Source organism: uncultured Roseovarius sp. (assembly GCF_947489715.1).
Lineage (GTDB): Bacteria > Pseudomonadota > Alphaproteobacteria > Rhodobacterales > Rhodobacteraceae > Roseovarius.
In genome coordinates this window covers 208,415-221,860 of the sequence record NZ_CANLER010000002.1, presented here as the reverse complement: position 1 = coordinate 221,860, position 13,446 = coordinate 208,415, and the positions used below count along the sequence as shown (strand labels likewise).

At 52.9% G+C, this 13,446-nt stretch carries 11 protein-coding genes and 1 pseudogene; 7 read left to right on the top strand and 5 right to left on the bottom strand.

Annotated elements, in window-relative coordinates; translation table 11 throughout:
* Positions 1 to 6: 6 nt before the first annotated feature.
* Both Q1B27_RS06725 and Q1B27_RS06720 read left to right on the top strand, forming a co-directional pair.
* Entirely contained in the window at positions 7 to 1,344 is a 1,338-nt protein-coding gene (locus tag Q1B27_RS06725) for a serine/threonine-protein kinase (RefSeq protein WP_299845564.1), read from the top strand.
* 2 nt (positions 1,345 to 1,346) lie between these two features.
* Positions 1,347 to 3,311: a vWA domain-containing protein gene (locus Q1B27_RS06720; protein WP_299845562.1), complete on the top strand. Its 1,965-nt coding sequence runs from the start codon at positions 1,347 to 1,349 to the stop codon at positions 3,309 to 3,311.
* A 124-nt stretch (positions 3,312 to 3,435) separates the two neighbouring features.
* Here Q1B27_RS06720 and Q1B27_RS06715 read toward each other — a convergent pair whose 3' ends face one another.
* From Q1B27_RS06715 to Q1B27_RS24505, 3 genes and pseudogenes are all read right to left on the bottom strand, one after another.
* Positions 3,436 to 4,521, bottom strand: coding sequence for a 3-oxoacyl-[acyl-carrier-protein] synthase III C-terminal domain-containing protein (locus Q1B27_RS06715; RefSeq protein WP_299845560.1), 1,086 nt, complete (start codon positions 4,519 to 4,521; stop codon positions 3,436 to 3,438).
* 100 nt (positions 4,522 to 4,621) lie between these two features.
* Entirely contained in the window at positions 4,622 to 6,706 is a 2,085-nt protein-coding gene (locus tag Q1B27_RS06710) for an ATP-binding cassette domain-containing protein (RefSeq protein WP_299845557.1), read from the bottom strand.
* A 48-nt stretch (positions 6,707 to 6,754) separates the two neighbouring features.
* A pseudogene (locus Q1B27_RS24505) lies at positions 6,755 to 6,844 on the bottom strand (hypothetical protein); the annotation flags it as partial.
* Between Q1B27_RS24505 and Q1B27_RS06705 the strand changes: the two are divergent.
* From Q1B27_RS06705 to Q1B27_RS06690, 4 genes are read left to right on the top strand one after another with little or no spacing between them, the layout of a single operon-like run.
* Complete coding sequence (locus Q1B27_RS06705) at positions 6,832 to 7,305, top strand: hypothetical protein (protein WP_299845555.1); 474 nt, start codon at positions 6,832 to 6,834, stop codon at positions 7,303 to 7,305. The pseudogene Q1B27_RS24505 and the gene Q1B27_RS06705 sit on opposite strands and share 13 nt — an antisense overlap.
* Before the next feature lie 2 nt (positions 7,306 to 7,307).
* The gene (locus Q1B27_RS06700) at positions 7,308 to 7,589 is read left to right on the top strand and encodes an acyl carrier protein (protein ID WP_299845552.1); all 282 of its coding nucleotides are present in this window, start codon (positions 7,308 to 7,310) and stop codon (positions 7,587 to 7,589) included.
* Positions 7,567 to 8,745 (top strand): beta-ketoacyl-ACP synthase, encoded by a 1,179-nt coding sequence (locus Q1B27_RS06695; protein ID WP_299845549.1) that lies wholly within the window; start codon positions 7,567 to 7,569, stop codon positions 8,743 to 8,745. Before Q1B27_RS06700 ends, Q1B27_RS06695 begins: the two co-directional genes overlap by 23 nt.
* On the top strand, positions 8,742 to 10,013 hold the full coding sequence (locus Q1B27_RS06690; RefSeq protein ID WP_299845546.1) for a beta-ketoacyl synthase N-terminal-like domain-containing protein: 1,272 nt from the start codon (positions 8,742 to 8,744) through the stop codon (positions 10,011 to 10,013). The genes Q1B27_RS06695 and Q1B27_RS06690 overlap by 4 nt, the downstream gene beginning before the upstream one ends.
* 23 nt (positions 10,014 to 10,036) lie before the next feature.
* On the opposite strand, the gene Q1B27_RS06685 is transcribed toward Q1B27_RS06690, so the two are convergent.
* The gene (locus tag Q1B27_RS06685) at positions 10,037 to 10,426 is read right to left on the bottom strand and encodes a DUF2147 domain-containing protein (protein WP_299845544.1); all 390 of its coding nucleotides are present in this window, start codon (positions 10,424 to 10,426) and stop codon (positions 10,037 to 10,039) included.
* A gap of 109 nt (positions 10,427 to 10,535) precedes the next feature.
* Between Q1B27_RS06685 and ade the strand changes: the two genes are divergently transcribed.
* On the top strand, positions 10,536 to 12,230 hold the full coding sequence (gene ade / locus Q1B27_RS06680; RefSeq protein ID WP_299845541.1) for an adenine deaminase: 1,695 nt from the start codon (positions 10,536 to 10,538) through the stop codon (positions 12,228 to 12,230).
* Between the two features lie 69 nt (positions 12,231 to 12,299).
* Here the strand turns inward: ade and Q1B27_RS06675 are convergent, their stop codons facing one another.
* A complete protein-coding gene (locus Q1B27_RS06675; RefSeq protein ID WP_299845538.1) occupies positions 12,300 to 13,442 on the bottom strand; it encodes an ABC transporter substrate-binding protein in 1,143 nt (380 codons plus the stop codon).
* Positions 13,443 to 13,446 lie beyond the last annotated feature (4 nt).

The following is a 13,446-nucleotide window of genomic DNA, read 5'->3' as shown; positions in this document are numbered from 1 at the left end:
CAACAGATGAACGTGCTAAGTGAAAGTCTACAACCCGGCACCATTATCCAGGATACCTACAAAATCACCAAGCTAATGGGTGAAGGCGGTATGGGGGCCACATTCGCCGGGGTCAACCTGGCCACGGATCACGACGTTGCAATCAAGGTGATTTCAGCCTCTTTCGTGGAAAATACCAGAGCGATTGATCTGTTTAAGCGCGAAGCCAATCTGTTGCGCAGCATCCAGCACGAAGCTGTCGTCAGATACGAAACGACACTGCAAGATAAGGATGGGCGACTTTATCTGGTGATGGAGTTGCTCGAAGGTGAACCCCTGTCTTACTACGTCGCGAAAGGGGCACGGTTATCGCCCGACGATGTTCTAAAACTTGGACGTAGGCTAGCTGGTGGGTTAGATGCGATTGCCGCTGTCGGTATCGTCCATCGCGACATAGCACCGGATAATATTTTCGTCCCCGATGGTGATATTCAGGGGGCGAAGTTGATCGATTTCGGGCTAGCCTCCAACACCATTGGCACTGAAAAAACAATCCTCGGCGATGATTTTGCAGGGAAGTTCAGTTATTGCGCGCCCGAGCAGTTGGGGGTGGGCGAAGGCAAGGTCAGCGCACGCACGGACGCTTACGCGCTTGGTTTGGTTCTGATGAAAATTGCCGGTCTTCCTGTGCCCGGAGAGGGCGAAGGGATGCGCGCGGGAATGGCGCGTCGTGAAGATTTGTTGATCCCGGAGGACCAGGTAGGTCCGCAAGTAGCCGATGTTCTATCTTCTTTGCTTCGGGCCAACCCTGACGAACGGCCAAGTCCGATCACGCCGGTATTTGAACGGGCGCTTTCAGGGATAGGCCAACCCCAAGAAGCGAGCGACAATACGAAGATTGCAGTCGAAAAGGTCACGCAAGGACAATCGAAAAGCAAAGCACCGTTGGTCGGCGGAGTTGTCGGTGTCGCAGCGGTGATTGCAGCCGTTGTCTTTTTCATGATGCAGGGAAACAAGCCTGACTTGAACGGCCAATCTAAAGATCAAGCTGAGGTGACCGAGACCATACTTGAAAAGGATGATCCTTTTGCTGAGGCCAACAGACTGCGCACCTCTGAAAGTTTTGATGAACGGAATGGTGCCTTTGCCGCTTTGAAACTGATGGGTGACGATACCTCTGAGTCAAATGAGGTGCGGATCAAAGCCTATATCATGATCGCTGAAATGGCCGACCCAGAGACATTCGAAGTTGAAAAATCGGCGTTTGAGGCACCTGACCCTCGAACTGCTCTTCGCTATTACAAATCGGCTGCTGATCTTGGTTCTCAAGACGTCAGTGATGCAATCAGCAGATTGGAGAACTAGAAATGCGCCCACTTATTTTCCTTGCCTTTGCAATCTCAACGCTTGTTGCAGCGCCCGGATCCGCGCGCGAACCGCAAAAAATGGACGGCAAAGATACGCTGTACAAACGTGTGCTGATCAGAGAGGTCACAAATCAATATGACAGCCCGGACGGTACAGCGGGGGCATCACTGGCACCGCTTCAACCCCTTTACGTTTATGCACAAGATGGGGATTGGATCCAGGTAGGTCCGGACGACAAAGGCGAGACGCTTTTTTGGATCGAGGAATCTAAATCGACGCCGTGGCGGCAAAACATTGTTGCGACCTTTGAAGGTTCTGAAAACCTTGGTCGTGTGCTGTTCTTCAGAACGGAAGACGGCGTCTACGAAACCGTCGAAAGTGAGGACCCCGCCCGCGTAGCTGCCGATTTTCGCGAAGGTGCCCTGGCCGCTGAGAATGGCGGAGCACCAAGCGATGACATCGTGGCATTGGGGCCGCGCGCGACACCGGATTTACGTAAGAACCTCTACGTTATGCCAATTCTCAAGAGCGAAGAGGCGATTTTGGAATCCAATAATGCTTTCGTGAACGTGCTGAAAGTGGCGGTTGCGCGTGCTGGCGCTACTGGCAATTCTTCCGGCGAAATAACCGAAAACACCCCTTTGCCAGAGGTTGATCGCGAAAATTATCGCGCGGCGATTGTTTTCGTTGTCGATACTACGATCTCGATGGAACCCTACATCAAAGGCACCGAGGCCGCCTTGAAAGAGGTTTACCAGAGCTTTGCGGACAAAGGGATTGAGGATGCCGTTTCGTTTGGTTTGATCGGCTATCGCGATAACATCGAAGCCGCGCCAGATCTTGGCTATGACGTGAGAACCTTTGTTAACCTCAACGAAGGGCGGGACGCGCAGACGTTCTTTGCTGGCATTGATCAGATGAATGAGGCTGAAAGCACCAGCCGCAATTTCCGCGAAGATGCCTATATGGGTATTGATCATGCTGTCGAAACGATGGACTGGTCCGAGTATGGTGCGCGCTACATCGTGCTGGTGACCGATGCCAGCCCACGTGAGGCAAGTGACAAATATAGCGCTACCGGGCTGACAGCGGCCGCACTGAATTCCCTTGTGAAAGAACGCTTGCAGGCATTTACGTCTGTTCTGCATCTGAAGACCGAAAAAGGTCGGAAGGATCATGCAAAGGCGGAAGGTGCCTATCGAGAACTTGTCAGACGCAGCAATCAAGATTCTCTTTATCTGCCGGTCGAAAACGGGGATGAAACGCTTTATCGCGAGGCCGCTCGTAAAATTGGCACCGTAGCAACCCAGCAGGTTCTCGACTTCCGGAATGGTGTGATCCCAGACGATGAAGGAAGTAGACCTATCCCGGATGCATCATCTGCGGATGATGGATTCACAGCGGCATTGCAGTCAGCGGGTCGTACTATGCAGCTTGCATATCTGGGTCGTCAGTCCGGTGCGAAAGCGCCGGATGTGTTCGAGGCATATGTTGCCGATCGTGATTTTGACCGGCCCGGCCTGAAACCTTTGTCGATTAGGCTTTTGTTGACCAAATCCCAGCTGAGTGACCTAAGTGAAGCGATGAGAGTGATCTTTGAAAAAGGTGAAGAAAATATCCTGTCATCGGATCAGATGTTTTCTGAAGTGCTATCTGCGGCAGCCGATATGGCCCGCAGACCAGAGAAGGTCGCCCGGAATGCGGACACGACCCTGGCAGAGGCCGTTTCGATTTCGGAGTTACTGGATGGGTTGCCCTACATCTCCGACATTATGAAAGTGACAGAAGAGGAGTGGATCGACATGTCACTTTCGGAGCAGCAAACCCGGTTAACCGTGCTGGCTGACAAGATCGAGCTCTATTCGCGGTTCAATGAAACAACGGATCTGTGGGTGGACTATCTGGGTGCAGGGACCGGGGCCGATGCTTTAGTCTATCCTATGAAACTGAACGATCTGCCTTAAGCGCCCGTTTCAAAATCTGTCTAGGGCGTTTATCGGCTGAATAGATACGCACATGGTTGGGAAGCTCAGATAATCATTCTGGGGTGCCACAGCCTTTTTCATATGTCTTTTCTGACCGGATGCCTCAAACAGCAACGACGGTCAGGAACATTGAACTGATCAATGCGCGGCCGCTTTCCGGAACCATGCAATATATTTTTTCGCCGGGTTTCGCCTGCCCGCTTCTAAGGAAATCATGAAGCAGCAGGAAGACACTGGCAGCGCCTGTGTTCCCGCGCCATGAAAGATTTGACCACCATTTTTCCATCGCGATATCAACGCCTCTTTCGCGAAGAAGATTGGCAAACTCGTCCCTTAAAGATTCTGCTGAATAGTGGCACAGGAACCAATCTACGTTCTCGGGGTCGAAGTGACCGGAATCGGCGATGTTGCGAGCCTCGTCTGCCCAAACTTGAAATATCTCTTTCAAGAGTGACATGTCCTGAAGCAGCATCATCGCGCCATCTGCGGCAGATCCGGGCACGCCTTCGGAATGGGTGGACCAGTTCTGCTTGAGGTCCTTCAGCTTATCAGGTGCAATTCCTGCATACATGCAAGTGTGAAACAGGTGTGCAAAAGACTGTGTTCTGATGCCATCAATTCGCAATGACAATGGTCCGCGAGGAGTATTTTCCAGCAGGGCAGCGCCGGCACCATCGGACAATGTCCAGCGCAGAAATTCTGCCGACATCCGTACCTGTGGGTTTTTAATAGCCTCTTTTGCCGGCGTATAGGCGATGGGACGAAAGCGGATGCTCGGTAGGTCTGAACCGACCGCCACTGCGTTGGAAGCTTCGCCGCATCTGACATTCATCCATGCTGTTTTGACCGCCATCATCGCGCTGGCGCAGACACTCTGAAAACTGGCGATATCCATGGGACCACCACCCAATTCACCGTGAACGGCGCTGGCGTGTCCCGGCACAATCAGATCAGCCATTGTTGTCGCCGCCATCAGGCATTCAAGCTGCTTGGTCTCTAGGTCAGCATTGCGAAGCGCTTCCTTGACGGCTTTTGCCGCCATTTCCGCGTTTGAACAGCACAGCTCTTGCGATTTGTTAATAGCATAGTGCCGGGTTTTGATACCGTTCTGGCGCACCACGAAATCGCGAAATCGCTTTGATTTCCCATCGATTTCTCCAAGGAATTCTAGCATTTCGTCGTTCGGCACTGGATTGCCTGGCAGGAAGGCACCGGTGCTGCTGATGTAAACGTCTTTCATCGTGACCCCTTGGATGGGCTGGTTGATTCGACCAGATGACGGCGAGAATTTATCGCCGGTTGAAGCGGTTCAGAGCAAGGCCGATCGCGCCCATCACACACCCCCCGAGATGTAGCGTCAGTACGATGAAGGCCAGGAAAGCGGATTCTGCTTCCAGTTCTTCGGACCGCCCTGTCGTCAAATTTATCTGTGTCGGTGTCTTGTCAGCGAAACGAATGTAAATGTCCGTCATCCCTTCGGTCATCCAGAAGGCACTGATGGATACCTTGGAAAACCAGACGCCCAGTTCAGGCAATGCAGGTACCAGAACACCCGCAAGGATCAATTGAGGTATCAGCGCGAGCGGAACGATGGTATTGGCCTGTTCTTGCGTGTTAGAAAAGGCTGAGATCGCCAACCCCATGCCGACGCCTATCAACGCGCCGAGCGCCATAAATCCCCATTGGATAAAGTCGTTCCCGGGCAAGTCCTCAGCTAATTGAGCGGCAAGAAACAACACAAGCGAGACTTGAAGAACCGAAAAGAATCCAGAGACAATGAATTTGGATAGCACAAAAGCGATCGTTGAAACGTTGACGTCTCGTTCTCGCTGAAAAATAAGCGCTTCTCCGACAATGTTGCTTGCGGCGCTCGTCGTTCCAAGCCATAGCGCAGATGTTCCCAATGCCATCAAAAGCGCGATCCGAGAGGTGATTTCTTCCCCGGGATCGCCGAATTCGGAGTAAGCATAGCCCAGCATCGCCCCGATCATGAAACTCTGGATCACGGCCATCAGAAGGTATTTTGTATCTGCAATGGTCAATAGCGCGCTGCGATGTGTCAGAATCCCAAGCTGTCTTATGATGCTGGTACGGTTGGTCAGTGCTGGTATTGCGGCAACAGAGGTAGCTTGTGCCGACGCGGGGGCGGATTTTACATTCTGAAAACTGCTAAGACTTTGCTTGGCCTTCTCGCGCCAACGCTTTGGACCTGCTTCGCTCAGGCTGTCAAAAATATCCCCCAGCGTTTCGACACCAAAAAAATCAAGGGCTTCACGGGGCGAGCCGATGAAGGTGGGGATGCCGCCATTTCCCATCACCACCAGCTTGTCACAAAAGGCATGGATGTTGGCGAGCGTGTGGGTGACGCAAATTACGGTCATCCCAGCATCCGCTCGTTTCCGCATCAACTCCATGATTTCGCGGTCTGTCGCTTCATCCAGCCCCGACGTAACCTCATCAAGAAACAGGACCGCAGGTGAAGCAAGGATTTCACTCGCAAGGCTAGCGCGCTTTTTTTGCCCGCCCGACAGATCCTTGATTTTCATATCCAGACGTCCGTCAAGGTCAACTGCTTTGGCGCCATCTTCGACGATCTTGTTGCGTGCCTTGGCCGTAAGGTCGGGTTGCAGGCGCAGTTTGGCGGCAAAGTTCAATGCCTGGCGCAGTGTTAGGGTCTCATGCAACGCGTTGTTTTGTGGAACATACGCCATGTCATGCTTGAGCGCTGCAAAGTTTGCGGCAAGGTTGACACCCTTCATGTGCACAACGCCTGATGTTGGAAGAGTCCGTGCAGACAGCAGGTTGACAAGGGTGGATTTCCCCGAGCCGCTTGAGCCGACGATACAAACGAATTCTCCCTTGGCGATGCTAAGGTTCACATCATCCAGAATGCGCAACTGGCCACCGCCAGAATGGTTTTTGACATCGACGGTCAGTCCCATGGTTTCAAGGACCGGAGCGTTTTCATCAAATCTTATCGCCCGTAAGGCCGACTTACTGTACTGAAATGCGAAAGGGCCAATGCTGACGCTGTCATTTTCCGACAGCGCCATCGCACCGCTGATCCGCTTACCGTTTACAAAAGTGCCATTCACACTACCCCGGTCGCGGATAAATGCGGTGCCGCTGCGCTGTCGTACTTCGGCATGTACACGTGATACTGTGGGGTGTTTCAGTGTCACCGTATTTGCAGCTGTTCCACGACCGATAATTGTCGATTTTTCGTGGATCGGTATTTGTGACGGGCCAGATGTCTTCGTCGGGCGCTCAAAGGCATCCGTGAGGATGGATGTTTTCTCTGGGTCGGCAAATTGTGATGGCTGCGCCTTCGATTGCAGATTGCGTATGACAAATTTTTGCCTGCCAATTTCCACCACACTACCCTCACCAAGAGCGGCGCGTCCTGAAATCGGTTTTCCATTTACGACGCAGGGCGATGTTTCGGAAATGGGATCAAGATAGATATCAGAGCCCTGAGCAACCAAATAGGCTGCCTTGCGTGAACAATGCATGTCATTTGGGAAAGATATATCTGCTTCGTTGGATCGCCCAATCAGCCATCGCCGGCTGGATGAAATTGAAAAAACCCCGCGCCCAATTGCGGTCAGTCCTTCGGCCCTTTCAGGGCCGCCCCCTACAAACTCAATATCAAACTTCAATTCAATTACCCGCCCGTATCAAAAACGGCACATTTCAACGATACAAAATCGACCATGCTACCGTGTCGCCACCTCTGGCCACGGATCCTTTGGACCGGGCCAATACATCAAATTCATTGGATAAATCATCCACCTTCCCTGCTCGCGACGATATAGAGCGTCAGATTGCAGATCAACGGTTTTGTACTTTTTCGACAATCCTGCGCGCGTCACTGAAATGTGTGTTAGGCACCTCGTCGTTCGCCAGTCCGATTGTTGACAAAGCACCAACATGTGCGATGTTAATGCGGTTGTCAGTTTTCTTTGAGATGTGATTATGAATGATACGTTTGCAAAAGTTGCACAAACCATCTCGGAATCTTACGATGTTCCACATGAAAGCATAACAGCCGACAGCCATATCCTGCGTGATCTGGGGTTGGATTCCATTGATCTTTATGATCTGACCTTCGCCATCGAGGATCTCTTCGATGTCAGCATCCCGACCGAGAAATGGGGCGCGGAGACCGAAGAAAAAGATTTGTCCGAGGCACCTATTTTTACATTGAAGATGTTCTGTGCCCGGATTGATCAACTTGTCGCAGAGAAAGCATCCTGAGAATGTATTTCGCAATCTCTGGAATGACAGTAGCGCCTTTATGCATCAGGTTGCTGTAACAGGTATTGGCATCTTGTCCTGTCTCGGTGAGGGGTCGACTGCGCATTTCGAGGCATTGGAAGGCGGGCCACTCGCACCCCCCGATGTGTCGCAATTTCCACCCTACGCAATATTACCCTTGGCGACTGTTGATCTGACGGAAAGGGTTCCGAAGAAAAGTGATCAACGCCAAATGGAGCGCTGGCAACTCATGGGTGTTCACGCTGCAGGTTGTGCTTTGGACGATGCAGGGCTGAATACTGCAATTCAGAGCAAACAGGTGGACATGAATTTGGCCACGAATGGCGGCGGGCGAGAAATTGATGCGGATGAGGCTATCCTTAGAGAAATATCCAGCGTTGGCTCCGATTTGAACGCGCTCATGATGCGCAAGATGCGGCCATCTTACTTTTTGTCCCAATTGCCCAATATGCTTGCGGGGAATATTGCCGTCGTACACGGCGTTGGTGGTGCATCTCGCACTTTCATGGGCGAGGAAGAAGCAGGGGTCGCGGCGCTGTCCACCGCAGTGAAACGGATTGCGCACGGCCAGTCCGATATCATCTTGGTTGGCGGTGTGCAGGATGCGGAATGCGTAGATCGTCTTATCGGAATGGTCATCGGCGGAATTGCACAGAGTGGCCCGGCCAGTAGAGTTGCAAATGCGGATCGCAATGGCCTGTTGCCGGGTAGTCTGGCATCGTTCCTTGTCCTCGAGTCTGTCGCTCACGCGCGCGCCCGGAATGCGTCGATCCACGCTATAATATCTGGGCTCGCAACAGATTGGTCCGCGTCGGAAGGAGAGTGTCTACAGGCGAGCTACTCGAAATTGATTCAGCGCTTGTCTGAATCATGCTCCGCACCCCGGATATTGTCGGCTGCATGCGGATTGCCTGCCCGAACACGCGCTGAATTTGATGCATTGGCAGGGCTGGAGTTGCCCGTTTCTGACATCACCAGCACTGATATCCTTGGCCACGGCATGGAAGCGCATTTTCTAGGTTTGATCACTACGGCCATATGCAAGTTTCGGCATGGTGATGCCAGCAATATGATTGCCGCTATGGTTGGTCATCGCGCGGGCATTGCCGCGGCCTTGTTGGGCCCTGCGGAATGACCCAGGGTTCCATGCGCGATGTCGTTATTACGGGATTGGGTATTGTCACCGCTTTCGGGCGCGGCGCTGAAGTGAACGCTGTCGCGATGCATTCTGGCAATTCAGCGGTTTCGGCCATTACAAGGTTTGAAACTGACGGCCTGAGCACCCGAATAGCGGCCAGTATCGACAATCTATTGCCCCCTGATTTGCTCCCGGTCGAAATGACAGAAGCAATTGCCGTCTTGGCTATTGAAGAAGCAATTGCCCAAAGCGGATTGATCGACGACGGCAACTTGCCCGCTGAACTCGTAATTGGGTTGCCGCCGCTCCAGATGGGTTGGTCAGATCGTTTCAACCTTGCCGAGGCCGCAAAACGCAGAGAGGTCGGTTACGCTGACCTGTTGAAGTCTGCGGCAGATCCAGAGTTCAGGCGGATGCACGACCGGCTTCGCCCAGGGGCGATAACTGAGCGATTGATGGCGCATTACGGAATCGTCGGCATGCCTCAGACGATTACCACGGCCTGCTCATCGGGGGCGACGGCGGTCATTATGGCGACCGAAGCTATCCGCAGTGGTGAAACCGATAGGGTTATCGTAGTAGCTTCAGATGCGTCGTTGAGCCCTGAAATGCTGGCCCGATTTGGGAAAATCTCGGCATTATCCACTCGCAACGATGATCCGGGCACGGCCTCTCGCCCCTTTGATGCGGATCGTGATGGTTTCGTTCCAGGAGAAGGTGCCGCTGCGTTGGTTCTGGAAACGCGAAGTGTGGCACTGCACCGTCGTGCATCTATCATGGGTGTCGTCGAAGGGATTGCAGAAGCGGCGGACGGGTATCACCGGTTGCGGCATCAACCGGATGCGCAGCGTATTGTCGATGTCATGCAGAACGCGCTTACCGATGCGGGTCTAAAGCCATCGGATATTAGCTATCTCAATGCACATGGAACATCTACACCCGAAAACGACAGGGTTGAATTCCTTGGATGCAAGGCGGTCTTCGGGGAGCTTCTACCACAAATTCCGGTAAGTTCGATCAAATCCATGATCGGTCACACGCTTAGCGCATCAGGTGTGATCGAAGTGGCCGCGTCGGTTCTTATGCTGCGCGATCAGGTTGTTTACCCGACGATCAATGTATCAAAACTTGACCCGGATATTCAGCTCGATGTTGTGCCTGATGTTGCTCGCCCCGCCCAATTGCAACATGTGCTTAGCAATTCCTTCGGGTTCGGAGGTCAAAATAGTTGTATCGTGATCGGACGGGACAGGCAGCAAGACTAATGCGCTGAAGGATATAGTGCGGCTTACTCAACCCGGGTCCAAGGATCGCCGGTTCGGCAGATGACAAGGATGCAGCCAGAAACACTCAGCTTATCACCGTTCAGTTTCAGCTTGGAATTATAGGTTTTGCGTCGATCGGGCGAGAACGCTCTGCCTCGATATTCGCCATCGCCTTTGGGAACTGTTTCAGTCAGGATGTTCTTGCCATCGAATTCCGATGCAAAAACCTTGCCCTCTGCATTGAAGGATTTTAGCAATCTGCCACACAGTTTATCACCGCAAGGTGCAATATGAATCAGCCCTGAAAAACCGTTATCGTCTTTGGACGTGCGCCATTTGCCTTCGATCGGATCAGCTGCCAGTGCGCTTCCAAATAGGCAAATTGCACCGGCCGTTACAAAGATATTTTTCATTGTTTGGTTATCACTTTCGCACTCAGAACATTCAAAGAATCGACAAGCCTGAGAAAATGCTACAGTGAAATGAGCCAGGTTTCAAAAGCCAATATGACGGAGCGTTCTGATGGCTGAACTTGAAAGTCGTATCGCGCAGGGTCGCGGTGATTTGCCCGCCGATCTCGTGTTGCGTGGGGGTAGGGTTTTTGATCTGGTGACGGGTGCGTTGCTGGATGGCGATGTGGCGATTTGCGCAGACACGATTGTTGGCATCGGGGATGAGTATCAATCTAAGAGTGTGATTGATGTAACCGGCTTGATCCTGGTACCGGGCTTCATTGACACGCATTTGCATATTGAAAGCTCACTTGTCACGCCGTTTGAGTTTGACCGCTGTGTTACGCCGCGTGGCGTGACGACTGCAATTTGTGATCCACATGAGATTGCCAATGTGATTGGCCCGGAAGGTATACGTTATTTCCAGAAAGCCAGTGAATCGACGGTGATGGATATTCGGGTACAGCTTTCTTCCTGCGTGCCCTCGACGGACATGGAAACATCTGGCGCCCGCATAAGCGCTGAAGATCTGAAACCACTGATGGATCACCCTTCTGGAATTGGTCTGGCGGAATTTATGAACTACCCTGGCGTCTTCCACCGTGACCCCGAAGCGATGGCCAAATTAAGCCTGTTCGAAGGTCGGCATGTTGACGGCCATTGCCCACAGCTTACTGGCCGCGACCTGAATGCCTATATCGCTGCGGGTATTCGTACCGAGCATGAAGCGACGACCGAGGAAGAGGCGCGGGAGAAACTGCAAAAGGGGATGCGCGTTCTGATCCGCGAGGGATCGGTCAGCAAGGATTTGCACGCGCTGCAACCGCTGCTTACCGAGCGGGCATCGCCGTATATGTGCCTTTGTACCGATGACAGGAACCCGCTTGATATCGCTGAACACGGCCATCTGGACTATATGATCCGGACGCTGATTGCCCTTGGATCATCTCCACTGGCGGTCTATCGCGCGGCGTCTTTATCGGCAGCCGAAGCGTTTGGCCTTAAGGATCGCGGTCAGATTGCGCCCGGGCAACGTGCCGATATCGTGGCCGTGCGGTCGTTGGATGCTTGCGACGCGAAGTTGGTACTTTGCGCCGGGCAAGTCGTGGACGATAGGGCATTCCAGGCCCGTAGAAGCGTGGCCCCTGTCGGCCGCGGGTCGGTCAGCGCACCCAAGATTACGGCGCGCGATTTCCGAAATACTGGCAATCATGAAACCACGGACGTGATCGGAATTATCGAAGGTAAGATCATCACTGAGCATCTGCATGAGAACATCGTGATCGAGGATGGTGACAAGCGTCCCGATCCAGCGCGTGATCTGGCACGTATCACGGTGATCGAACGGCATGGTCGGAACGGAAACATATCAACCGGATTCGTCCGGGGTTTTGGACTGCAATCCGGCGCTATTGCTTCGACCGTTTGCCATGATCACCACAATATTGCCTGCGTTGGAATTGACTATGACGATATGGTGCTGGCTGCTAACAGGCTAAGCGAAATCGAAGGCGGGTTCGTTGTTGCGAATGGTGGTCAAGTTCTGGCGGAGCTTGCCTTGCCTGTCGCTGGATTGATGAGCCTCGAACCGTTCGAATTTGTACGCGACCGGTTGGTTGAACTGCGCGACGCGGCTAGGGGCTTGGGCGTGACACTAGAAGAGCCGTTTCTGCAATTGGCCTTTCTGGCCCTGCCTGTCATACCGGCGCTAAAAATCACGGATCGCGGATTGGTCGACGTAGAGAAATTTGAGATAATTCCATAATCCAGTCACCTCCAAAGAAAAACGCGGCCCCGTTTGGGACCGCGCTTGTATGACATGCAGTTTCGGTGACTACATCTTGCATTCATCAACATAGACATTGGCGTGGCTTTCCAGCGCCGTGCCGATGATCTTGTTGGTGTAAACATCGCCTTCCTTGATCACTTCGCGGACATAGATATTCTGCACGGGGTGATGGTTGGTGGCGAATTTGAAATCCCCACGGGTCGATGCAAAATCGGCTTCCATCAAAGCGGCGCGGAAAGCATCTGCATCGCTGATATCGGCTTTGCCCATCGCGCTGATCAACAGGTTGGCGGTATCATATCCCTGACTGGCATAAAGCGAAGGAAGACGGCCATATTCGGCCTGAAACGCATCAACGAAGGTCTTGTTCGCGTCGTTGTCGATATCTTTGTTCCACTGGCTGGTGTTTTTTATACCCATCGCAGCATCGCCGACTGCTTGCAGGATGCCCTGATCAAAGCTGAAAGCCGGGCCGACGACTGGTAGATCAAGTCCGCTGTCGGAAAGTTGCTTGAGGAAGGAAATACCCATGCCACCGGGTAGAAAGAAAAAGATGCTGTCGGCGTCGCTTGCGCGGATTTGCGCGATTTCGCTGGCATAATCTTTTTGCCCGAGTTTGGTGAAAATCTCTCCCGCCAATTCGCCCTCGTATAGGCGCTTGTAACCCGTCAATGCGTCCACGCCCGCTGGATAGTTCGGCGCGAGGATGAAGGTTTTCTTGAAGCCTGCCGAATTTGCGTAACCGCCTGCTGCTTCGTGAAGGTTATCGTTCTGCCATGCGACGTTGAAATAATTCGGATGGCATCCTTTGCCCGCCAATGCGGACGGTCCGGCATTCGGCGAGAGGTAGAATTTACCCTGTGCGGTCGCGGCAGGTACAACGGCCATCGCTAGGTTTGACCAGATGATGCCGGTCAGAACATCCACTTTCTCCGACTGGATCATCTTGTCGGCCAGTTGTACTGCGATCTCAGGTTTGCGCTGGTCGTCTTCGACAACAATCTCCAGGTTGTCATTGCCAGCCATCTTTGCGGCCAGCATGAAACCGTCACGCACATCAATACCAAGGCCAGCACCACCACCTGAAAGTGTCGTGATCATACCTACCTTGACCTTGCCATCAGCGGCCAGTGCCGTTGTGCCCAGCGCTCCGATGCAGGCTGCTGCGATCAGTGATTTCAGTTTCATACTC